The sequence below is a fragment of the Stenotrophomonas sp. Y-13 genome (assembly GCF_046267925.1).
In the GTDB taxonomy this organism is placed as follows: domain Bacteria; phylum Pseudomonadota; class Gammaproteobacteria; order Xanthomonadales; family Xanthomonadaceae; genus Stenotrophomonas; species Stenotrophomonas acidaminiphila_A.
Window position 1 is genome coordinate 3,116,575 of sequence record NZ_CP176501.1, and the last position, 21,613, is coordinate 3,138,187.

The window sequence follows — 21,613 nt, forward strand, 5'->3', positions numbered from 1 at the left end:
GGGAAGGCTACCGGCGCTCCAAGGGAGGCCGCACTCAGTGCTCCAGTTCGCAGTGCAGCTCGATGCGGTTGCGGCCACCCCTCTTGCCGCGGTACAGGGCGACGTCGGCCTGGCGCATGGCCTGCTCCAGCGAGGCTTCCCCGATGAAGCCGTGCGAGACGCCGATGGTCACCGTGCAATGCACCCCATTCCGGCGCGCTCCGTGCGACATGGATTTCTGTTCGATGGCGCTGCGCACACGCTCGGCCACCTGCAGCGCAGACGCGCCGTCGGACTCCAGGCAGATGGCGGCGAACTCCTCACCCCCCAGCCGGCAGACCAGGTCGCCCTTGCGCACCGCCCCGCGCAAGGCGTCGGCGACGCCACACAGCACGGCATCGCCAATGTGGTGGCCGTGGGTGTCGTTGATGCGCTTGAAGTGGTCGATATCGATCAGCAGCAGATGCGCGGTACCGGCCCCGCGCCGGAAGTGAGTATTCAGCGCCGCATCCAGGCCGCGGCGGTTGAGCAGCTGCGTCAACGGGTCGCGCGCCGCCGTGGCACGCAGTGCATCGCTCATGCGCCGCAGCACCAGCCACACGATCAACGGCGGCAGAATCGTCGCCAGCGAACACATGTAGACGTAGAAGACCATCTGGAACTGGCTGTCCATGCGCAGTGCCTCCAGCCCGCCGCCGAGCAGCTTGGCGAACTTCATGGCGTTGAGCACGCTGATGCCGCTGATCAGGCAGACGAACAACACCATCTCGCCACGGAGATCCCGCGCGAAGCTGCGCATGCCACGGAGCAGCACCAGCACCATGCCGGCGAACAGCACCGCACAGGTGGCCGCGAGCAGGGCATAGCGCCCTACCGGCCCCCATACCGCCTGCGCCAGCCCCTGCAGGGCGACGTAGCCCAGCGCCACGGCCAGCAATGGCCGCAGCAGCGGCGCCGAACGCCCGAAGAAGCGTAGCCCACCCACGCAATACGCCACCGGCGCGCACAGCGTGAGCATGTGGTTGGTCACGCTCATCCAGCCCCAGCCCAGCGTACCCTCCAGCAATTGCAGCACATACGCCCCGCCCAGCATGAGGTTGCCCAGCGCGAACACTTCCATCCCCATCCGGTCGCCCTCCAGGCGCCGGCTGATGAGCAGGAACATCACGGCAAAGCACAGCAGGTGGACGCAGAGCATGCCGACCAGGAGGGTTGCGATCATCGGGTAATTCGAAGTTGGAGGGACAAAACCGGGGACAGATTCGAGTGGTGAGTGGCTCACCTTCCGGCACGCAACGTTCGTTGCAGTGAACGTATCCGCTCACAGGCCGCGCGCCATGGTGGCGGCACGCATTGCGTGCAGTGCCGCAATTACTATCGGCATGCGCAGGCGTTCTTTGAACACTCATCGGGAGATGAGGATCAGAGCCGAGTTTCCAGAACAGCGACATGCGCACCTTGGGCATCATTCTGGTGCGCATCGCCCCACCGGCGCACGGCGATCGGGCGGAAAGCAGGGGGTGGCGCTCCGTGAGACGGCGGCTGCGCAGGCTTTTTCGTTTCAGAATCGTAAAGAAACCGCCCGCACTCCTCCCCGCCTATTCCTTGCGAAACAGGATGTTACAAGGGGACGTGTCCCGGATTGATCGAGCGGGAATCGTAAAGAAACCGGTCCACACCCAGGCCGTACCGAGCCGTCCGCGACAACCTCATGTGCAACCGCGCGCAGGGGCAACGTGGTGCAGACCTCGACCCACCCGGGGCAATCGGGCATGGTGTGGGGCAGCTTATGCCCCAGGAATCGTATGGATACCGTTCCCGCGCCAGCAGCACCTAATACGCCCACCGCAACGGTGGCGCCCACGGTCGATGCGGCAATAGCCCTGCAGTGGCTCACCTTCCCCGCGCTCAACGCGGCATTGGATGACTATCTGGCGCGAACAGGGGGCACCAAAGCCGGCCCTTGGGAACGCTGGTCGCTGATCGTCGGCGTCGCCGGTGCCGGGCTGGGCATGTTGCTGGGCAGTGTTCTATCCGGGCAGGCAGGGGTTATTGCCGCCCTATCCGGGCTGACCCTGGAAGTGCTGGGGCTCGGCACGGCGTTCCTGCTGCAGATGCACCGGGACCGGCACCAGTTCCTGGAGGCGCGCCTTCAGCACGCGCGGGACATCGAACAGGGGTATACGCAGTACCAGCAACTGGTCCAGCAGGTGCGCGCTTTCCCGCTGGAACAGCGTCGCCGGCGTTTGCGCTACATCCGTGACCGGCGAACCACCATGCATGAGCGCCTGGGCTTGTTCACCGGTGGAATGGAACGGCTGGGGGTACTGCCGCTGCTTGTGGCGCTGTACCTGCAGTTCAAGGACTGGCGCTGGGGCAACTGGAACACCTTCGCCAGCGTCACGTTGGTGCAGGGCCTCCTGGCGTTCGCAATCTTCCTTGCGTACGCGCTCTCCTGGCACCTGATCAACCTTCGTGCCCGGGTGCAGGCTTACGAGCTGCTCCTGGCCGAAGCCAATGCACAGGACGGCGCGTAGCCACAAATAGTGTTTCTTCGACTGTTGCGGTGCCCCTTTTGCGATGACAGGCAGGGACATGGCTGACGCCACGAACCAACCAAAGCAGCTCGCCTTGTTACTGGCCCTGCTGTTCCTGCTGGCCTGGGCCCTGCCAGCGACAGCCGCCGACGTCTGGGTGAACACCAGCACCGGCGTTTACCACTGCCCCGGCGGGCAATATTACGGTGCCACCAAACGCGGCCGCTTCATGTCCGAGCGCGAGGCAGCACAGCATGGGTACCGCGCCGCCTATGGCCGCACCTGCACACCCGGCGAGGCCGCAGCCGGCCGGCAGCAGGCCATCCAGCAGCTCACGCAATCGGCCACCCACGCCGCGCCCGCCGCCGCCACGCGCGTCTGGATCAATACCGGCTCGCATGTCTATCACTGCCCCGGCACGCGCTACTACGGTGCCACCAGGCAAGGCCGGTACGCCACGGAGGCCGAAGCCGTCGCCAGCGGCAACCGGCCAGCGTATGGCGCGCACTGCAATTGATGGGGACGACAGCTCGGCCAGACGAGGCGCTGGATCGAACGCCACACCGCTTACGAGGTGGCCCGCCTGCGCTGGATTGTCCACGTCATCAGCAACAATGGCACGCTCTTGGAGAGCCTCCGCATTTACCCCAACAGCATGGGTCCACAGCCACGCATTACATGCACGACATGGCCGCGCGGTGCTTCTGACATGCAACAGCAGATAGCGCCGGATAGCCTACAGCTCGTCGCAGCCACCGAGATGACAACGGACACAATCGTCGCATCGCCAACAGGAAAGCCGACATGAAATGCAACGTTGATCCGAATTGGCTGCAGGACTTTGATACCGCGTTGAAGCGTTATTTTTTGATTGACCATGCAGAAGCTGGCATGGGTGAGACGGACTTAGCCCGCTATGCAGACCTTCGCCCGCACGACGCCGCTCTGCAGTACGGGGAAGACTACGATCTACAACGGGTAGACGTTGACTGGATGTCGCCCACGCAACTGTGATTCACCAGCCAATGCCCGCCACCTTTCGAAGGCATGACTGCGGTTGCCTGATGAGCTGCCACGGCAACTAGTCCCAAAGCACTTCTTCGGGCCGTCGGCTGCTCACTTGGTCCTCGTACCCCGCATCCACATGCTCCAAGAACTGCTGATCGGTTGCGAAGCCGCCCGCAAGCCGCATCTTGGCCACTTCGCCGGCCAAGCTCGCGCCGTTGAGCAAGATGACGGGGTACTGATCGTCGTGCACCTCACGTTGCACGGCCTCTGAGAAGAACGAGGTCGTGACATAAGCGCCCACCCAGCCACGGCGCAGCCTTGCCACAGTGCGGGCGATATGAACACCGCCGGTCGGCGTGTCGACCTTCTCGCACTTGGCCTGCCCCAGCACCACTAGCTTCGTTCCCCAAGTGCCCTCGCCGATGTCGATACGGCCCACAAAGTCCAAGCCCCCATCCCCCGTTCCACGGGTTAGCCATCCACGCCTGTAGCCAGCGCCTGTACCGCGGACCATGGACTCACAAGCGAGACTAGCAAGCGCCTCGAATCGGTGCTTCTTCCCTTCATAGAAGCGATACACGGTGTCCAACGTTTTGCCGATTGTCGAGCTCGCCGGCATCACTTGGTCCTGCCTGCGCACTATGTGATAGCGCGCAACACGCCGCTTGATGCGCTCGATCTCTGGACTTCCGTACTTCACCCATTGCTGCCAAGCCTTCGGCGCATGGGCGTTGGCAACCATTGCGTCATGTTTCGGATTGCGGCGGTCGCTGATCCAGAGCATCGCCAAGCTCTCGTCCTCTTCTGTTAAGGACAAAATGGCCAGGTCGAACAGATAGTTGGTAAAGAAGCCGCCGTTCTTTTCCGAGAACTGCGTAACCCGCTGAGCACCGGTAATCAGCCCCAACCCTGCAAATTCTTTGAACCCCTTCCGCGAGGAGCGGAACAGGAGAATAGGGGCTGCACGCTCGCGCTTGGTACGGTCAGGCGATGTATGAAGATCGAACTGACGCAGCAATGTACGGTTGCCCAGCGTCGTACCGGGGTCAACATCCGGCAGCTTGTTGTCGCCAAAGTACCTGGCGAAACCCTCGTCCGGCGCCAAGGTATCGTGCCACGGGTTCTCTGCCGAGCCGCGCTTGTGCTCATTACTAGAGAGCAAGATGACCGCAAGCCGCTCCCCGTCTACAGCGCGCGTGGCGCTAGGGGCATTGATTCCCCGCTCCAGCTGCAACGTAGGCTGCCCGGGGGCTGCGACTACGTAGTGGAAGTTAGGCAGCCCATCAATCACAGGCTCCTCGGGCAGCGTGGGGCGTGCATACCGGTACAGCTCCCCCATACGAAACCGCTTCATGACTTCCCCATTCGATTGCGAGCTACAGGGTAGCTAAATGATCTGAGCCTACCAAGTAGCTGGAACGGAATCCTACGGGAGGCACTAACGTAGACTGCAACTGGAGTGATCGTGACTGACGTCCTTGTCTCGATACAGCGCCATCAGCCTGCTGGTGATCCGCTCTCGAATGTTGCGCGCACATGCCTAGCATGTGCAAAGACTAGATCGCCACGCACGTCAAGCTAAAAATTGGATTATGCCCACTCTATTTCTTAGCGCGCCGAATCCTCTCAAATAGGTCAACCCCTTGCACATCTAGGTGATCCAGACTCCCCACCTCGAAATTAATGAACTTCCTGCCATCTCTCTCCTGCAGCTTTGGGGCGCCGTAGATAAATACAACACATGGCTTTCTAGTATCAGAAAATCTAATGAGCCGCCTGGTATGCAGCTTCTTCATCTCCGATTCGGCCAGCACATTTTCCCAGATCATTGCGGAGGGAAAGATGGGATATTCCAACTCCTGACCATTGATTGCGTTGACCGATGTGCAAAACCTTATTCGATGACCCTTGGGGGTCACATTAATCCACGCCTTGCTCCAATACACTCGTTTTTCGCCGGAGAGAGAGGGACGCTTCACAAAGAAGTTCTCGAACATCTCTCGGTAAGTCATCGGGCCCTGCGTACCTGCACTGATGATCAGCTTGCTATCAACATTGTCCCGACGGGCCTTCAACCAGCGCGAAACCAGTCCGGCCAGCGAATAGAGCTCAGCACCCCGACTACGCTTGCCTCCACCTCCTCTATCCTCGTTGTGCCCATACCCCACCCCAATACCACCTGCCACCACGCGCTCACGGATTGCGAAGTGGCCCGCTGGGCGTGTTAGTAGAAATCGATCAGGGGCTGGTTGGCCAGCCTCAGATGCCTGCCCTACATCGCTACCTCTTCCTCTTCCTTCTTGTTCGAATAAATTCGGGCAGCCATTCATGTGGGGCATGCTGCCGGTTTGATTACGAAAATGTGGCACTTGCTTCAACTGAAGCTGCTCGGTATCCATGTTCGCGCAGGTATATCTTGCGGGGCAGCCGCTCTCATACTCCGAACAAAGGAACGCCCGCTTGTCAGTGATCACATTAGCCCAATAAAGCTCGTAGGCACGCTCGGCGTTGACAACATCGTTAAACTGCTCGCTATATGCCAGTTCCGTTCCCATCTCAACCTCATAGCATGGCTCTACAACATATCGACCTCCGTACAGCCAGCTTTAGTGTGCTTGCAAGCCACTTCTACACTAAAGCTCCGCACGCACACAGCGGATAGAACCTCTCTGCATAGTGTTGAGATATGCCTTTTGCTATCGGCTGCTAGGTCCGGGTCATCTTGGTTGAAAGACACGCCCCTAAGTTATGCCGGAAGCTCAGTCACCAGCCCCCTCCTGCGCAGTAATGCGCAGCTTGGCGTCGGTGGCGAATCCCAGCTGCTCCAGCCACACGCCGCTCAGGCGCAGGTGCGGGACGGACTGGTCGCCGCCCTGGCCGTGGGCGCCGGGTTAGTGCACGCAGCTGACGGTGCACTGGCGGGGCTGGCGTGGGCGGCGGCGGCGCGCTCAGGCGGCCGTGTATTGCGCTGATGGAGAATGGACAGCGCGCCGATCGCTGGTGGCTTCTGGCTACTCTGGGTAAGAGCGGGCCTTTATCAGCGCCGAACGTCCCACCCCTTTCCGTTCCACCCGATGGTTCCTTCTACACGCCTTGACGGACTGTTCGCGCTGTCATTCCCTTGCGGGACACGCCCCGCAAACCGGACGCCGTGCGATGTAGCCGAAATGGAGTCGATCATCTGCGGGAACGCGTTCGAAGTGAGCGTTGGCAGGGAATAGTCTGGATGGATGAGCAGCGCTGCATTTGCTCCTTGCCGTATGCCCAGAACTATCGACCTCCAACTTCTGGAACCGCCGGAACAGCCCACGTCGAGCCTGACCAAGGCTATGTACCTCACCCCAGGTTCCTCCTTCCAACGCACTATGTTGTTTGGATTGAACGAGACGTTGCAGCCGATTGAGCTCGCGTACGAAAGCACGGTGCCAGGTAGGCGCTCGAATGCTCTAGCCTTGATGGCTTCCCACTCACGAAGTTCATGCGCTGTCTGCGCCCATGCAAGCAGCGGGCTGCAAAGCAGAGCCATGAAAGCGATGTAGCGCAAACGCATTGCCGCCTCCGTCTCTCAAACGCCGAGCATTTCTCTTCGGTGCCTCGAGGGCGCCTTTGCATTTGGCTGCCGTGACCGGGCTTACGTGCATTCCCGGCCAGAACAACGCATCTGCTTCAGGTAACGGCCGCCAACGAGACCCGCGCCATTGGAAGCATCATTACGCAGAACGAAGCTTTCGAGATAGCACCTTCTGCAGTAGGGCGCGATATTCATGCGTTGGCTGTAGCGGGTTTCAGTTGCTATATCGCCGCCCACCGGGTCTCGTCATCCGGAAAGGTCCACCTGGGGCCCAGCCTACCGGCGGCGGCATTCCTTGTGCGGACAAGGTCGTCAGTTGACCGCCCATGGCTCACCAATCCGCGTGGCCAGGTGGATGGCGCCGCCCCTCCACCCCGGCACACCGCTGATCACGCCGGCAACTCAATCACCAGCCGCCCCTCCTGCGCGGTGATGCGCACCTTCGCGCCGATGGCGAAGCCCAACTGCTCCAGCCACAGGCCGCTCAGGCGCAGGTGCGGGACGGGCTGGTCGCCGCCGTGGCCGTGGGCGCCGGGGTAGTACGTGCAGCTGACGGTGCACTGGCGGGGCTGGCGTGGGCGGCGGGGTGCGCTCAGGCGGCCGCGACGGGTGGGGAGTGGATCGGGTTGCAGGTCGGGCGGCGGCAGGGGCGGCAAGGCGTCGAGTAGCGTTTGCGCCAATGTGCGTGTATCGCGGCGGGCCGGGCGATTGACGCGCGAGGTGGCGGGGGCGCGGCGGCGGCTCATGGGGCCTCCTGCGCGTCGCACGCGGACTGGGCCGCGCCGTTGCATTCGCGCAGTGCGACATTGATGCGGGCGGACAGGCTGCGCAGGCATTGCGCCAGCACGCCGGGCTGGCACAGCAGATGCGCGGTGAGATCGTGGTTGCCCTGCTCGGTGGCCGCCAGTGCGGCCAGCCGCTGCATGACGTCACCCACTTCAAGCAGCAGGGCGTGCGCGCCCTCGGGCAACAGGTAGCCCGGCGCGGGGGCCGGCGGGGATGGTGCGGTGTACATGGCAACGCCCTCCTGGAATACACCAAGTACCGCCGCCCGAAGGCGACGGGATGTCGGGAGGTTCGAAACCGCGTACAGACGGCGGGCGTATTTCCCCGAAGGGTGTTGTATTAGCCGCCCTCCCGACGCAGGCATCGCGTCGGCTTGCGCCAAGATCAGGCACAAAAAACCCACCGGTTTGACGGAGGTGGGTACCGCTGTACGAGGAGTTTCGACGCTCCTTGAGGGCGAGAGTGATACGGCTTTGGAGCATTGTCAACAGCGATGCGCCCAGAGTGTACAGAGTGAGGAAAAATCCTACATTGACGTCTACACAAATTCGACAAGGACCACACATCCGACAATCAACCGCCATACCCCTTCCCATCACGCGCTCGTCTACTTCAACCTGAGCAGTTCAGAAATAGGCTTAATAGTTTCCTTCACAAGATTATTCATACCACGCTCACTCCTAATCCTCTTCTCGAGATGCTTGGAATACCTAACCACCAAATCTGTCTGAAAACCAACCTCGCGAGAGTGCTCAACAATACCAATTCTCAACTGAACGGGCAGCTCACTACTGTAGTTATCCAAAAGCTCCGCATACGCATGTTGATACCCAATAGAAGCCAATGCACTGTTGATAAAGAACAAACGTGACATTCCATATTCCTTATCTAGCGACGGACTACTATATGTATCCTCTGCACATTCCCTCAAAGCCCTCAGAAAGAAATCATACCCAAGAGAGGTCGAAACAACCTTAGTAAATATGCAACAGAGCTCAAGCTTTGAAAAATTCACAAAAACAGAATTTGGACTTCCACCCGAAATAATCGACATATACATGCCGACAATTTCATCAAGGTATTTCGATACGGCCCTTGTAATGTCTCCGTATGGAGTCAAGTACGCAGCAAGAAGCAAATTTGGCACCGCCAACATTCGCCCAATTCTAATATCCTCATCAAGCGAACTTAGAGCCATTAGCTGACTTACGAGCTCGGAAGAGTCCTTCTTTAGCCCGAAATAGAAAAAATATACGGTCGACCAATATTGCCGAAAGACGTCGAGATCAAGCCCCTTTAAGGGCTGCCTATCCATTCCCGACGCATAGAAAAACTCCGCGAATGTCCTATGCCTAAAAGACATAACCCCACCATCAGGCGAGAGATTGAAGACCTCTGCGCGAGAAATGAGCTTATTAAATGTCTCATCAGGGCAAATTTTTAAATTCCTAGAGCCTATATAATCCGTAAACATCTGACGGGCTTCAGCAACGGAAAGAGCATCTAGCGAATTATCCAATATGTAACGAGCAAGTTGGATCGTGACACTCTGAAGCACCTCATATTCCGTTTGCGACTGAAGCCCCTTACTCATATCCCAGCGCCCCATAACCAATTCCATATACTTTCCATAGAGTTCGGTCATAGTGGAAGGGATTTCATGCACATTTTCTTTCAAGAGTTTAGCCAGCAAGATCGCAGATATGGGCGTCTTGGGCAGAACCTTGAACAATTTTGATTTCTCTAGATCTTTCGTAAGACGGGAATGAACCCCTTGGCTCTTACATATAGAATCAACCAGTGCAATAACTTGCTTGATGGTAAATGGCGGCAAAGAGTATCTATTGAACTCTTTATTTAAAACCTGGTCATGCTCAACAGCCAATGGTCGTGACGAAACAACCATCGACACACTTTCAAGGCTCGAAATCGACTCCTTTAGATTTTTTAGAACAGATATTTGCTCCTCTGCGTCAATCTTAAGCTCGTCCAGACCATCCAAGAAGACAACACAAGCCACGCCCTCCAGATCCAGCTCATCCAAAACGTCGTTGACCAATTTCTCTACATTACAGCCATAAGAATCGACAACATCCTTAACGGTTCTAAAAATTGGTATGGCGCCACAAGAATTATAATGATCCGCGCAAGCCATACTAAGCGCCGCATCGGCCAACAACGTGGATTTACCCGCGCCCATTGAGGCTTCAATAAGTGTATATCGGCCTTGATCGAGCACACCCTGCATGCTAAAGCGGCGTAATTTGCGCTGTCGACGCTGGTAATCTGAAGCACCAAGGTACTCCACCAATTGCCGCTCCACCTTAATCTCTGAAGATGTGCCTATTTCAGGTGAAACGAGAGAAAGCGATTTTGTAGAAGCCTCAAGGCGACGGAAGTAGTCACCAATGCCTACCGAAACATCCGTCCAGTACTCTTCATAGAACTTGTTTATGAGCTCCAAAAGCCTCTCGCCAGGAATAAATTTGATGCTTTTATTTTTATACTTATGATTTATTTTATCCTGAGCACCCTGAGATATGGAGTCATTTGAAACGACCCAGATCTCTGAGATATGGACTTTCTTCTTCCCGCTCCCAAAAGTCCTTTCAAGCTCACACTCTTCAATCTGCCGATCAATCTCAGAATGATCTTGCTTAATCTTCCCTGTTTTTACGATGACACCGATATACTCCGTGGTTAAAAGTGTGGCATCGGTCTTTTCAAGAACAAAATCCGCCCCCATTTCCCTTGGACCTTGGCGGTACTCAACGCTCAATATGTTGGGCAGCCGAGGGAAAAGGACCCTCAGGACAGGATGAAGTTGCCGCACCTCATCACTCAGCGAGTTTATCTTCCCCAACCGGTCAACAGGCATAGTAGTCATCTGCACTCCTTGGCATAAAAAAAGGCGGCCTTTCAGCCGCCCTTCTTAAACTTCAAATCAAACCCCAACAGGGTTCGCCTTCTCCGGATCGATGTTGTACTGCTTGATCGCCCGGGCCACGTCCTTCGCGGTCATCTTGCCGTCCTTCGCCAATGCTGCAATCGCCGCGTGCGCGATGTAATAACGATCAACCTCGAAGAAGCGGCGCAGGTTGGCGCGGGTGTCGGAGCGGCCGAAGCCGTCCGTGCCCAGTACCGAGTAGGTCATCGGCACGAAGGCGCGGATCTGGTCGGCGTAGGCGCGCACGTAGTCCGTTGCGGCGATGGCCGGGCCCTGGCGGCCTTCCAGCAGCTGGGTGACGTAGGGCTTGCGCTGTTCGGCTTCCGGGTGGAGGCGGTTCCAGCGCTCGGCGTCGAAGCCGTCGCGGCGCAGTTCGTTGAAGCTGGGGCAGGACCAGATGTCGGCGGTGACGCCGAAGTCCTTGTCCAGCAGCTCGGCCGCGGCAATGGCTTCGCGCAGGATGGTGCCGCTGCCCAGCAGCTGCACGCGCAGTTCGCCCTTCTTGGGCTTGCCGGCGTCGGTGAGCAGGTACATGCCCTTGATGATGCCGTCGGCTGCACCTTCCGGCATGGCCGGGTGGGTGTAGTTTTCGTTCATCAGGGTGATGTAGTAGTACTCGTCGACCTGGTCTTCCATCATGGCCTTGGTGCCATGCTGCAGGATCACCGTGACTTCGTAGCCGAAGGTGGGGTCGTAGCTGCGCACGTTGGGAATGCCGCCGGCCACGATGTGGCTGAAGCCGTCTTCGTGCTGCAGGCCTTCGCCGTTGAGCGTGGTGCGGCCGGCGGTGCCGCCCAGCAGGAAGCCGCGGGTACGCATGTCCGCGGCCTGCCAGGCCAGGTCGCCCACGCGCTGGAAGCCGAACATCGAGTAGTAGATGTAGAACGGCAGCATCGGCACGTTGCTGACCGAGTAGCTGGTGCCGGCGGCCATCCACGAGGCGATGGCGCCCGGCTCGCTGATGCCCTGCTGCAGCACCTGGCCGCTCTGGTCTTCGCGGTAGTACATGAGCTGGTCGGCGTCCACCGGCTTGTACTTCTGGCCGTAGGGGGCGTAGATGCCGATCTGGCGGAACAGGCCTTCCATGCCGAAGGTGCGGGCTTCGTCGGCGACGATGGGCACCAGGCGCGGGCCCAGTTCCTTGTCGCGCAGGCTGATGTTCAGCGTCTGCACGAAGGCCATGGTGGTGGAATAGGTGCGCTCGCCCGAATCCTTGAGCAGGCGCTCGTAGGTTTCCAGCTTGGGCGCGTTGAACGACTTGTCGGCCTTGCGGCGGCGCTGCGGCAGGTAGCCGCCGAGCGCGGCGCGGCGCTCCTGCAGGTACTGCACTTCCGGCGAATCCGGGCCCGGGTGGTAGAACGGCACCTGGCCGTCCTTGAGCTGTTCGTCGGTGACCGGGATGTTGAAGCGGTCGCGGAAGTGGCGCACCGCTTCGTCGTCCAGCTTCTTGGTCTGGTGGGTGGGGTTGAGCGCCTCGCCGGCGCTGCCCATGCCGTAGCCCTTGACCGTCTTGGCCAGGATGACGGTGGGCATGCCCTTGGTGTTCACCGCCTGGTGGTAGGCGGCGTACACCTTGTGCGGGTCATGGCCGCCGCGGTTCAGGCGCCAGATGTCGTCGTCGGACAGGCTGGCCACCATGGCGGCGGTTTCCGGGTACTTGCCGAAGAAATGCTCACGCGTGTACGCGCCGCCGAAGGCCTTGCAGTTCTGGTATTCGCCGTCGACGGTTTCCATCATCAGCTTCTTGAGGACGCCGTTGGTGTCCTTGGCCAGGAGCGGATCCCAGTAGGAGCCCCACAGCAGCTTGATGACGTTCCAGCCGCCGCCGCGGAACACGCCTTCCAGTTCCTGGATGATCTTGCCGTTGCCGCGCACCGGGCCGTCCAGGCGCTGCAGGTTGCAGTTGACCACGAAGATCAGGTTGTCCAGGCCTTCGCGGCCGGCCAGGGCAATGGCGCCCAGGGTTTCGGGCTCGTCGCTCTCGCCGTCGCCGATGAAGCACCACACCTTGCGGTCGGACTTCTCGATCAGGCCGCGGTTCTCCAGGTAGCGCATGAACTGCGCCTGGTAGATGGCCGCCAGCGGGCCCAGGCCCATGGACACGGTGGGGGTCTGCCAGAAGTCCGGCATCAGCCACGGGTGCGGGTAGGACGACAGGCCGCCGCCGTCCACTTCCATGCGGAACTTGTCCAGCTGCTGCTCGTTGATGCGGCCTTCCAGGAAGGCGCGGGCGTAGATGCCCGGGGCGCTGTGGCCCTGGATGAACAGCAGGTCGCCGGGGTGGTTGTCGCTGGGGGCGCGCCAGAAGTGGTTGAAGCCCACGTCATACAGCGTGGCGCCGGAGGCGAAGGAGGCAATGTGGCCGCCCAGGTCGCCCGGCTTGCGGTTGGCGCGCACCACGGTGGCCATGGCGTTCCAGCGGATGATGGAACGGATGCGCCATTCCAGCTCGGCATTGCCGGGGCTCTTGGCCTCCAGCTGCGGCTCGATGGTGTTGACGTATTCGGTGGTGGGGGAGAACGGCAGGAACGCGCCCGAACGACGGGTCAGCTCAACCATGCCTTCCAGCAACTGATGCGCGCGCTCGGGGCCCTCGACATCGATAACGGCCTTCAACGACTCGATCCACTCCTGGGTTTCCAGGGGGTTCGGGTCGTTGTGCAGCACTTCATTCAACCAGTTCATTGGCGCTCCCAGGTACGGCACGCACGCGCGCGCTTGTTCAGTAGTTTTGAGCCGCAAAGTGTAGCGCACCCGCCCGCCTGCGAAGCTGGCTACGCCTGCGTATGGGCGTGCCGGCAGCGGTGTCTGGCGGACAACGCGCGACAGTGCGTTGGCCGCCCGCGGGACAGCGGCGGACAGGTGCAACGCCCTGTGCGCCTTGTTGCGGCGCGTTGCGCGTGGAGCGGCCGCGCGCCCGCGTTGAGGCAGTGCCCGGCCAGGCGCCCGTGGCGACACGCAGCGCCACGGAACAGCGTGTTCCCCATGGATGCGGGGCTTTCCAGCAGGGGCCCGCATTTCGTGGATGCGGGGCTTGCCCCGCATGCGGCCTTCCCGGCGAAGCCCCGTGCCGGGCAAGCCCGGCACCTACGGGGGCGATTGACCGCTCTCATATCCCGTGAATGCGGCGCTTGCCATGCAGGGAGCCGCGCATTTCGTAGATGCGGGGCTTGCCCCGCATGGGGCCTTCCCGGCGAAGCCCCGTGCCGGGCAAGCCCGGCACCTACAGGGGCGTTTGCGCCCCCTTGCTCCGTGAATGCGGCGCTTGCCGCGCAGGGAACCGCGCATTTCGTGGATGCGGGGCTTGCCCCGCATGGGGCTTTCCCGGCGAAGCCCGTGCCGGGCGAGCCCGGCACCTACGGGGGCGTTTGCCCGCTCTCTTGCCCCGTGAATGCGGCGCTTGCCGCGTGGGGAGCCGCGCATTTCGTGGATGCGGGGCTTGCCCCGCATGGGGCTTTCCCGGCGAAGCCCGTGCCGGGCGAGCCCGGCACCTACTGGGGCCTCTGCCCGCTCTCTTGGCCCGTGAATGCGGCGCTTGCCGCGCGGGGAGCCCGGCACCGTAGATGCGGGGCTTGCCCCGCATGGGGCTTTCCCGGTGAGGCCCCGTGCCGGGCAAGCCCGGCACCTACGGGCGTTTGCGCCTCCTTGCTCCGTGAATGCGGCGGGCGATGCGATGCGGCCAGGCGCTGGCTGGGGTGGCCGGTTTGCGACGGCGTGGTTTTCGATATATCGTCACGACCAAATTCGATATATCGAAATCATGCCGTCTGCGCCGCCGCCCACCGCCCGTAAACGCCCCAACGCGCGCCCGCTCGGCCGTGGCGACCTGCGCCTGCTGCTGCTGTCGCTGCTGGGGCAGGCGCCGCGGCATGGGTATGAGCTGATCCAGCAGGTCGGTGAGATGTTCATGCACGTGTATGCGCCCAGTGCCGGCTCGGTGTACCCGCTGCTGGCCGATTTCGAGAAGCAGCGCTGGGTGGTGGCCGAGGAAGACGGCGGCCGCCGGCGCTACCGCATTACCGCCCTCGGCCAGGCGCAGCTGAAGCTGCGGCAGGCCGAGGTGGAAGCGGCGCAGCTGCGCGCCCGCCACAGCGCGCGCGCCATCACCAAGGCCAACCTGCCGCCGCCGGTACGCGAGGCGATGCACCGGCTCAAGAAGGCGCTGGTGCTGCGCGGCGGCCGCTGGCAGGACGTCGATGCCGGGCGCGTGGCCGCGCTGCTGGAACAGGCCGCGGCGCTGGTACGCCAGGGCGACGCCGACGCCTGATCTTTCTGTTTCCCCACGACCGAGCCAGACGCCTCCCGCCAGGTCACCCCGGCGCACTGCGCCCACCGACCCCCAGGAATGCCCATGTCATTGCACGAAAACCGCACCCTTCGCCTCACCCCGCGTTTCCGCCAGCTGCAGGTACTGCGCAGCGAGCGCCTGACCCCGCACATGCAGCGCATCGTGGTGGGCGGCGCCGAGCTGGAAGGCTTTGAAAGCCCGGGGCCGGACGACCACGTCAAGCTGTTCTTCCCCAATGCGCAGGGCGCGTTCGTGCTGCCGGAGCTGACCGCGCAGGGCCCGCGCTACCCGGACGGGCTGGTGCCCTCGCCCAGCCGCGATTACACCCCGCGCCTGCACGACGCCGCGGCCGGTGAGCTGGTGCTGGATTTCGTGCTGCACGGCCATGGCGTGGCGTCGGGCTGGGCGCTGCGCGCGCAGCCGGGCGATGCGCTGGTGGTGGCCGGGCCGCGCGGTTCATTCCAGGTGGCCGACGACTACGACGCGTATGTGCTGATTGGCGACGAGACCGCGCTGCCGGCCATTGCCCGGCGCCTGGCGGAACTGCCGGCACACGCGCAGGCCGAGGTGCTGGTCGAGATTCCCGAGGAGGCCGACCGGCAGCCGCTGCCCAGCGCCGCGCAGGTGCGGGTGTCGTGGCTGGAGCGCAATGGCGTGGACGCGGCCAGCAGCACCCTGCTGGAGGACGCGCTGGTGGATTTCGAAGTGCCCGACGGCGATGCGTTCTACTGGATCGCGCTGGAATCGCGGCGCGCGCGGGCGATGCGGCAGTTCTTTGCCGGGCACCTGCAGGTGCCGGCCGACTGGATCCGCGCCACCGGGTACTGGAAGGCGCACCCCGGCGATGCCGACTGAGCCGCCCGCGCCACGACGCCGGCGCGGACGCCCGCTGCTATGCTGCGGGCAGTTGATCCGGTTGCCTGCCATGACCCCGCGCCCGCTGAACCTGCTGCTTGTTCCCGCCACCGCCGTGCTGCTCGCCGCCGGCCTGGGTGGCTGCCTGTCCACCCCCGGCCCCACGGTGGCCGGCGACGGCCGCTGCGATGCCTCACGGTCGCAGTGGGCGGTAGGCCAGCCCGGCAACGAGGCGAACATCCGCCGCCTGAAGCAGGAAAGCGGCGCCGGGCTGCTGAACCCGATCGGCCCGGCCACCATCGTCAGCCGCGATATCCGCCAGGACCGGCTGCGGGTGTACCTGGACGCGGGCAACACCATCACCGCGGTGCGCTGCGAATAGGCGCCGCGCGGCACGACCCGCGACGAACGACGAACGAGCAAAGGCCCGCCCCCGGCGGGCCTTTTGCACATGGGCGATGCGACAATCGCGCCCGGTCATGACGGAACAGGCGGCAACGTGGGCAAGCTGACGATGGCGGTGATGGATACCCTGCAGGCACGCGTGGCCGACGATGGCCAGTGCGACACGCTGCTGGCCGGGTTTGCGCAGCCGCAGGCGCTGCGCGCGCCGCTGCGGGCGCTGGTGCAGGCGCAGCAGCAGCTGCTGCAGGCCGAGCACGAGGTGGCGCAGGTGGCCGACGTGCTGCGCCGCGACCAGAAGTACGCGCCGGCCGGGCGGCCGTCGATCCATATCGTGCAGCTGCGCAAGCAGCAGGCGGCCGCAAAGCAGGTAATGCTGATCGCGCGGCAGCGGCTGGCGCAGGTGGCGCAGACCTTCGTGCAGGCCAGCGGGCTGGCGCTGAAGCCGAAGCAGTCGCCCAGCGAGGCGGTGCTGGCGTGGCTACAGGCACTGCGCTGAGCCACCGGCGCGGCCGCGATGAAAAGCACAAGGCCCGCCATTGGCGGGCCTTGTGCGTACTGCGTGCGGGCCAGGTGCCCGGCGGCTTATTCGGCCTTCGGGATCGAGGCTTCGGTGGTGATGCGCACCTTGACCTCGTCGCTCACGGCCGGGGCGTAGGCGCCCACGCCGAAGTCGCTGCGCTTGAGCGTGGTGGTGGCGTCGAAGCCGACCGACGGCAGCTTCAGCATCGGGTGTTCACCGGCGCCGTTGATGGTGACGTCCAGGGTGACCGGCTTGGTGGTGCCCTTGACGGTCAGGTCGCCGGTGACGGTGAGCTTGTTGGTGCCGGCCGCTTCGACCTTGGTGCTCTTGAAGGTGGCGGTCGGGAACTTGGCGGCGTCGAAGAAATCGGCGCTGCGCAGGTGTTCGTCGAACTTGGCGGTGAAGGCGTTCAGGCCCGACAGCGGCAGGGTCACTTCCACGCTGGACTTGCTGACGTCGGCGGCGTCGTAGACCAGGGTGCCGTCAACGTTGCCGAAGTGCGCGCTGGGGTTGGAGAAGCCCATGTGGGTCCACTGCACCAGCACGTCGGTGTGGGTCGGGTCGAGCTTGTAGGTACCGGAAGCGACCTGGATCGGGGCGACTTCGGGCGCGGCCGGGGCGGCGGCGGCTTCGGCCGGGGCAGCGGCGGTGGTGTCGGCCGGGGCGGCCGGGGCAGCGGTGTCGGCCGGCTTGGAGCAGGCGCTGATGGCGGCGGCCAGGGCCAGCGGGAGCAGCAGCTTGGTGACGGTGGACATGGGTGTCTCCTGGGATGCGGAATGGGAAGGCGGGAACGGTCTTTTCAGCATGCCGGCGCGCGTGTCACGGCGCCGGGTGGAGCGGTCAAACGATACGCGCGGCTTCGTCGAAGGACAGGCGCGGCAGGCGCGGGAACACGCCGGACGGATCGCCATAGCCCAGGTTGACGAGGAAGTTGGACTTGATGGCGGTGCCGGCGAAGAACGCGGCGTCGACCTTGGCGTTGTCGAAGCCGGACATGGGGCCGGCGTCCAGCCCCAGCGCGCGCGCGGCCAGCATCAGGTAGGCGCCCTGCAGGCTGCCGTTGCGGAAGGCGGCCTCGTGGCGGCCTTCGCGCGGGCCGTCGAACCAGGACTTGGCGTCGGTGTGCGGGAACAGGTACGGCAGCTTTTCGTGGAAGTCCTCGTCGTAGCCGACGATCACCGTGACCGGCGCGGCCAGGGTCTTGGCCAGGTTGCCTTCGGACAGCGCCGGGGCCAGCTTCTGCTTGGCTTCGGCGGACTTGACGAACACGAAGCGCGCCGGCGTGGAGTTGGCCGCGGTCGGGCCCCACTTCAGCAGGTCGTACAGCGCGCGCAGCTGGCTGTCCTCGACCGGGCGGTCCTGGAAGGCATTCTGGGTGCGCGCGGTGCGGAACAGCTGGTCGAGCGCGGCATCGGCAAGAACATCAGACATGGAAACTCCGTGATGGATTGGCTACGGTCGTGGCCTTGTACGGGCAAGCCCCGGACAATGCCAGCGCAGCAGAGGCCGCAGTGTAGGGCGTCGTGACTGTTGCAACACCCGGCCTGACTGAAACGAATTAATGCCACACGCGAAACGATCGACGCTTCCCTGGACGATCACCGACGGCCGCGCCGGCAACGTGCGCCAGGCCGTGGCGTTGGCGTCGGCGCTGCGCCTGGGCGGCCAGCAGCGGCTGCAGCTGGCACCGGGCGCGCCGTGGCGCTGGCTGGCGCCGCGCACCCTGCCCGGCGCCGCGCGCGGCTTTGGCGAAACGTTCGAACGCCTGGCCACCGGGCCGGCGCCGGCGCTGGCGATCGGCTGCGGCCGCCAGGCCGCCGGCGCGCTGCGGGTGCTCGGCGCGCGTGGCACGCGCACGGTGCAGATCCTGGACCCGCGCATCAATGCCCGCCACTGGGACCTGGTGGTGGTGCCAGAGCATGACCGCCTGCGCGGCGGCAACGTGCTGACCCTGCTGGGCAGCCTGAACCCGGTGACCGACGACTGGCTGGCCTGCGGCCGCGCCGCGTTCGCCAGCTTCGAGCAGTTGCCCGGTCCGCGCACCGCGCTGCTGGTGGGCGGCCCCACCGACCATGCGCCGTGGCAGCAGGCGGAGATCGTGCCGGTGCTGCGCGAACTGGCCGCGCGCATCCGCGCCGAAGGCGGCAGCGTGCTGGCCACCACCTCGCGGCGCACGCCGCGGCCGGTGACCCAGGCGCTGCTGCGCGCGTTCGACGACGTGCCCGGGGTGATCTGGAGCGACGGCGGCGACGGCAGCAACCCGTATGCCGGCCTGCTGGGCTGGGCCGACCGGGTGGTGTGCACGCCCGATTCGGTGAACCTGCTGTCCGAGGCGTGTGCCACGCGGGTTCCGGTGGGCGTGCTGCTGGGCCAGCGCGCGCAGGCGCGGATGCGCCGGTTCCAGGCCGCGCTGCGCGCGCGCGGGCGCCTGCTGGACGGGCTGGACGCGCTGCAGGCCGATCCGCGGCAGCCGATCGAACCGCTGCGCGAAACCCCGCGCATCGCCGCCGAGGTGAAGGCGCGGCTTGGCCTGTAACTCTTTCTTACGTGCCCCCTGCAAGGATGCGCCGCCGATGAACCGCCATCTTCCCGCCCTGCTGGCGCTGGGCCTGGCCACGCTGGCGCCGGCTGCGCTGGCGCAGCCGCCGGCCTGCGCCCCGCGCTACCCGCCGCCCACCACGATGGCGGCGATGTTCGACATGGCCGCGCTCACCGCCGACACCCTGGACGCCCTGCCCGGGGTGGACGTGGCCATTGTCGCGCGCGGCGGCCAGGACCTGAGCCGGTATGGGCTGCGCCACAGCCACCTGGCGTTCCTGCGCCGCGACGCCGCCGGCCGCTGGGAGGTACTGCACCTGCTCAACCGCTGCCAGGGCGGTACCTCGGCGCTGTACCGCGAGGGGCTGGTGAACCTGGTGGGCGAAAGCGCCATCCGTACCGACCTGCGCGTGGGCATTCCCAGCGCCGCGGTACGCGCGGCGCTGGCGCAGTTGCTGGACGGCGATGCCGCGCCGGCGCGTGCCCTGCACCAGCCGCGCTACAGCATGCTGGCCTACCCCGGCAGCAGCGACTACCAGAACTCCAACCAGTGGGTGCTGGAGGTGCTGGCCGCGGCGATGGCGCGCGCCGGTGAGGGCCGCGTGCTGGACGGGCGCAGCGCGACCCGCGACTGGCTGCAGCGCAACGACTACCGCCCCGCGCGGCTGCACATCGGCCTGGGCAAGCGGCTGGGCGCGCGCCTGTTCGCCGACAACGTGGCGGTCACCGACCACCCGGCCAGCGAGCGCCTTTCCGGCAACTATTCGGTGGTGACGGTGGAGTCGGTGTTCGATTTCCTGCACCACCGTGGCGCGCTGGAGCGCGAGCTGAGCATTCCCCACCAGGGCGACGCGGCCGCCGCGCCCGCCCCTTCTTCCCCGTGACCCCAGGAACGCCCCCATGAAGCCCTTGCCCGCCGCTGCCGCCCTGACCTTCGCCCTGGCCCTGCTGCTGCCCACTGCCCCGGCACGCGCCGGCGACAACCTGAACACCTCTGACGTCTCGGTGCTGCTGGTCAGCGGCAGCGCGGTGATGGTGGTCTCCGGGCCGGTGTTCCTGTCGGCGGCGGGCGTGAACCGCGCCAGCGAGCTGTCCAGGACGGCGGACGCCCGAAGCGACGGCCGCCGCCGGATCAGTGCCGGGCCGCTGCCGGACATGCAGGTCAAGGCGATCGCACCGACCGCCGATGGCGGCCGCAGCGTGACCCTGGTGGACCCGCGCGACCCGGCAAACAGCGCGCGCCTGCAGTGGCCGCAGCGCGAGGACAACCCGGCCGCCAATTTCGTGCCCGGCCAGACCGTGGCCTTCACCCCCAGCCCGCGCGGCAGCGGCTGGATGCTGCGCGCCGAGGACGGCGCGGTGCTGACCTTCGTGCCGACCATCGAGGCGGCCGACGACAGCCACAGCGCCACGCTGTAGGCCCGTACCCGGCCACCGGCAGCGGGTGAAGGGCGGTAAAGCCGGCGGCCGGTACAATGCCGGCCCGTTGTTGCCTGCCTGCTCCGGCACCGCCCCCCCACTTTTTCCCGCCCGCCGGCGGCCACGCTCCCTGGCGTTGCCGTCCGTTGCCTGCCTGCTGCCATGCCCCCGACTCCGCCGATCCGTTTCGCCCCGCTCACTCCGCTGTCGCTGCTGCTGGCCGTGCTGGCCATGGGCGCGGTGGTGCTGGGCTCGAACGTGCTGGTGCAGTACCCGATCAACGACTGGCTGACCTGGGGCGCCTTCAGCTACCCGGTGGCGTTCCTGGTGAGCAACCTGATCAACCGCCGCTTCGGCCCGCAGGCGGCGCGGCGCGTGGCCTGGGCCGGGTTCGCGGTGGCGGTGCTGCTGTCGGTGTGGATCGCCACGCCACGCATCGCGGTCGCCTCGTGCATGGCCTTCATCTGCGCGCAGCTGCTGGACATCACCGTGTTCGACCGGCTGCGCCGCGGCAACTGGTGGCGCGCGCCGGCGGTGGCCACCAGCTGCAGCGCGACCCTGGACACGGCGATCTTCTGGACCATCGCCTTCGCCGGCGCGCCGCTGCCGTGGGTGAGCTGGGCGGTGGGCGACTGGCTGGTCAAGCTGGGCCTCGGCCTGTGCCTGCTGGTGCCGTTCCGCGCACTGCTGTGGAAGATGGCCCCGGCGCGGATGTAAGGCGCCGCGGCGGCGTGTTTCACGGCGGCGGGGCTTGCCCCCG

The 21,613-nt window shown here is 64.3% G+C and carries 20 protein-coding genes and 1 pseudogene; 11 read left to right on the plus strand and 10 right to left on the minus strand.

The window, feature by feature from the left end; translation table 11 throughout:
- Window positions 1-34: 34 nt before the first annotated feature.
- Window positions 35-1,201, minus strand: coding sequence for a diguanylate cyclase (locus tag ACJ7VY_RS14050; RefSeq protein WP_409475874.1), 1,167 nt, complete (start codon window positions 1,199-1,201; stop codon window positions 35-37).
- Window positions 1,202-1,784: 583 nt separating this feature from the next.
- On the opposite strand from ACJ7VY_RS14050, the gene ACJ7VY_RS14055 reads away from it, so the two are divergent.
- The 3 genes from ACJ7VY_RS14055 to ACJ7VY_RS14065 all read left to right on the plus strand — a co-directional run bounded on the left by ACJ7VY_RS14055 (window position 1,785) and on the right by ACJ7VY_RS14065 (window position 3,530).
- On the plus strand, window positions 1,785-2,516 hold the full coding sequence (locus tag ACJ7VY_RS14055; RefSeq protein WP_409475875.1) for a hypothetical protein: 732 nt from the start codon (window positions 1,785-1,787) through the stop codon (window positions 2,514-2,516).
- Window positions 2,517-2,574: 58 nt separating this feature from the next.
- Window positions 2,575-3,033, plus strand: coding sequence for a hypothetical protein (locus ACJ7VY_RS14060; protein WP_409475876.1), 459 nt, complete (start codon window positions 2,575-2,577; stop codon window positions 3,031-3,033).
- A gap of 287 nt (window positions 3,034-3,320) precedes the next feature.
- Entirely contained in the window at window positions 3,321-3,530 is a 210-nt protein-coding gene (locus ACJ7VY_RS14065) for a hypothetical protein (protein WP_409475877.1), read from the plus strand.
- Window positions 3,531-3,597: 67 nt separating this feature from the next.
- On the opposite strand, the gene ACJ7VY_RS14070 is transcribed toward ACJ7VY_RS14065, so the two are convergent.
- From ACJ7VY_RS14070 to aceE, 7 genes and pseudogenes are all read right to left on the minus strand, one after another.
- Window positions 3,598-4,878, minus strand: coding sequence for a restriction endonuclease (locus ACJ7VY_RS14070; RefSeq protein WP_312345721.1), 1,281 nt, complete (start codon window positions 4,876-4,878; stop codon window positions 3,598-3,600).
- A 247-nt stretch (window positions 4,879-5,125) separates the two neighbouring features.
- Window positions 5,126-6,079 (minus strand): hypothetical protein, encoded by a 954-nt coding sequence (locus ACJ7VY_RS14075; RefSeq protein WP_409475878.1) that lies wholly within the window; start codon window positions 6,077-6,079, stop codon window positions 5,126-5,128.
- 204 nt (window positions 6,080-6,283) lie between these two features.
- Window positions 6,284-6,463 (minus strand): annotated as a pseudogene (locus ACJ7VY_RS14080) (SymE family type I addiction module toxin); the annotation flags it as partial.
- Between the two features lie 1,021 nt (window positions 6,464-7,484).
- On the minus strand, window positions 7,485-7,841 hold the full coding sequence (locus ACJ7VY_RS14085) for a SymE family type I addiction module toxin (protein WP_082394158.1): 357 nt from the start codon (window positions 7,839-7,841) through the stop codon (window positions 7,485-7,487).
- A complete protein-coding gene (locus tag ACJ7VY_RS14090) occupies window positions 7,838-8,110 on the minus strand; it encodes an XAC0095 family protein (RefSeq protein ID WP_409475879.1) in 273 nt (90 codons plus the stop codon). Before ACJ7VY_RS14090 ends, ACJ7VY_RS14085 begins: the two co-directional genes overlap by 4 nt.
- A 378-nt stretch (window positions 8,111-8,488) precedes the next feature.
- Window positions 8,489-10,768: an NACHT domain-containing protein gene (locus ACJ7VY_RS14095; RefSeq protein WP_409475880.1), complete on the minus strand. Its 2,280-nt coding sequence runs from the start codon at window positions 10,766-10,768 to the stop codon at window positions 8,489-8,491.
- 57 nt (window positions 10,769-10,825) lie between these two features.
- Window positions 10,826-13,513, minus strand: coding sequence for a pyruvate dehydrogenase (acetyl-transferring), homodimeric type (gene aceE / locus ACJ7VY_RS14100; RefSeq protein WP_409475881.1), 2,688 nt, complete (start codon window positions 13,511-13,513; stop codon window positions 10,826-10,828).
- Window positions 13,514-14,588: 1,075 nt separating this feature from the next.
- Between aceE and ACJ7VY_RS14105 the strand changes: the two genes are divergently transcribed.
- The 4 genes from ACJ7VY_RS14105 to ACJ7VY_RS14120 all read left to right on the plus strand — a co-directional run bounded on the left by ACJ7VY_RS14105 (window position 14,589) and on the right by ACJ7VY_RS14120 (window position 16,872).
- Window positions 14,589-15,095 (plus strand): PadR family transcriptional regulator, encoded by a 507-nt coding sequence (locus tag ACJ7VY_RS14105; protein WP_161615409.1) that lies wholly within the window; start codon window positions 14,589-14,591, stop codon window positions 15,093-15,095.
- Between the two features lie 84 nt (window positions 15,096-15,179).
- Window positions 15,180-15,971, plus strand: coding sequence for a siderophore-interacting protein (locus ACJ7VY_RS14110; protein ID WP_409475882.1), 792 nt, complete (start codon window positions 15,180-15,182; stop codon window positions 15,969-15,971).
- 70 nt (window positions 15,972-16,041) lie between these two features.
- The gene (locus ACJ7VY_RS14115; protein ID WP_293760988.1) at window positions 16,042-16,353 is read left to right on the plus strand and encodes an I78 family peptidase inhibitor; all 312 of its coding nucleotides are present in this window, start codon (window positions 16,042-16,044) and stop codon (window positions 16,351-16,353) included.
- A 117-nt stretch (window positions 16,354-16,470) separates the two neighbouring features.
- Window positions 16,471-16,872, plus strand: a complete 402-nt coding sequence (locus tag ACJ7VY_RS14120; protein ID WP_054667716.1) for a hypothetical protein — start codon at window positions 16,471-16,473, stop codon at window positions 16,870-16,872.
- A gap of 86 nt (window positions 16,873-16,958) precedes the next feature.
- On the opposite strand, the gene ACJ7VY_RS14125 is transcribed toward ACJ7VY_RS14120, so the two are convergent.
- On the minus strand, window positions 16,959-17,651 hold the full coding sequence (locus ACJ7VY_RS14125) for a YceI family protein (RefSeq protein ID WP_312345740.1): 693 nt from the start codon (window positions 17,649-17,651) through the stop codon (window positions 16,959-16,961).
- Between the two features lie 85 nt (window positions 17,652-17,736).
- The gene (locus ACJ7VY_RS14130; protein WP_054667717.1) at window positions 17,737-18,327 is read right to left on the minus strand and encodes a malonic semialdehyde reductase; all 591 of its coding nucleotides are present in this window, start codon (window positions 18,325-18,327) and stop codon (window positions 17,737-17,739) included.
- Window positions 18,328-18,457: 130 nt separating this feature from the next.
- On the opposite strand from ACJ7VY_RS14130, the gene ACJ7VY_RS14135 reads away from it, so the two are divergent.
- From ACJ7VY_RS14135 to ACJ7VY_RS14150, 4 genes are all read left to right on the plus strand, one after another.
- Window positions 18,458-19,432 carry a mitochondrial fission ELM1 family protein gene (locus ACJ7VY_RS14135; protein ID WP_409475883.1) on the plus strand — a complete coding sequence of 325 codons (975 nt, stop codon included), beginning with the start codon at window positions 18,458-18,460 and terminating at the stop codon, window positions 19,430-19,432.
- 37 nt (window positions 19,433-19,469) lie between these two features.
- A complete protein-coding gene (locus ACJ7VY_RS14140; protein ID WP_409475884.1) occupies window positions 19,470-20,318 on the plus strand; it encodes a DUF2145 domain-containing protein in 849 nt (282 codons plus the stop codon).
- 16 nt (window positions 20,319-20,334) lie between these two features.
- Window positions 20,335-20,853 (plus strand): hypothetical protein, encoded by a 519-nt coding sequence (locus tag ACJ7VY_RS14145; RefSeq protein WP_313254836.1) that lies wholly within the window; start codon window positions 20,335-20,337, stop codon window positions 20,851-20,853.
- Window positions 20,854-21,015: 162 nt separating this feature from the next.
- Window positions 21,016-21,570: a queuosine precursor transporter gene (locus ACJ7VY_RS14150; RefSeq protein WP_409475885.1), complete on the plus strand. Its 555-nt coding sequence runs from the start codon at window positions 21,016-21,018 to the stop codon at window positions 21,568-21,570.
- The last annotated feature ends 43 nt before the right edge of the window (window positions 21,571-21,613 follow it).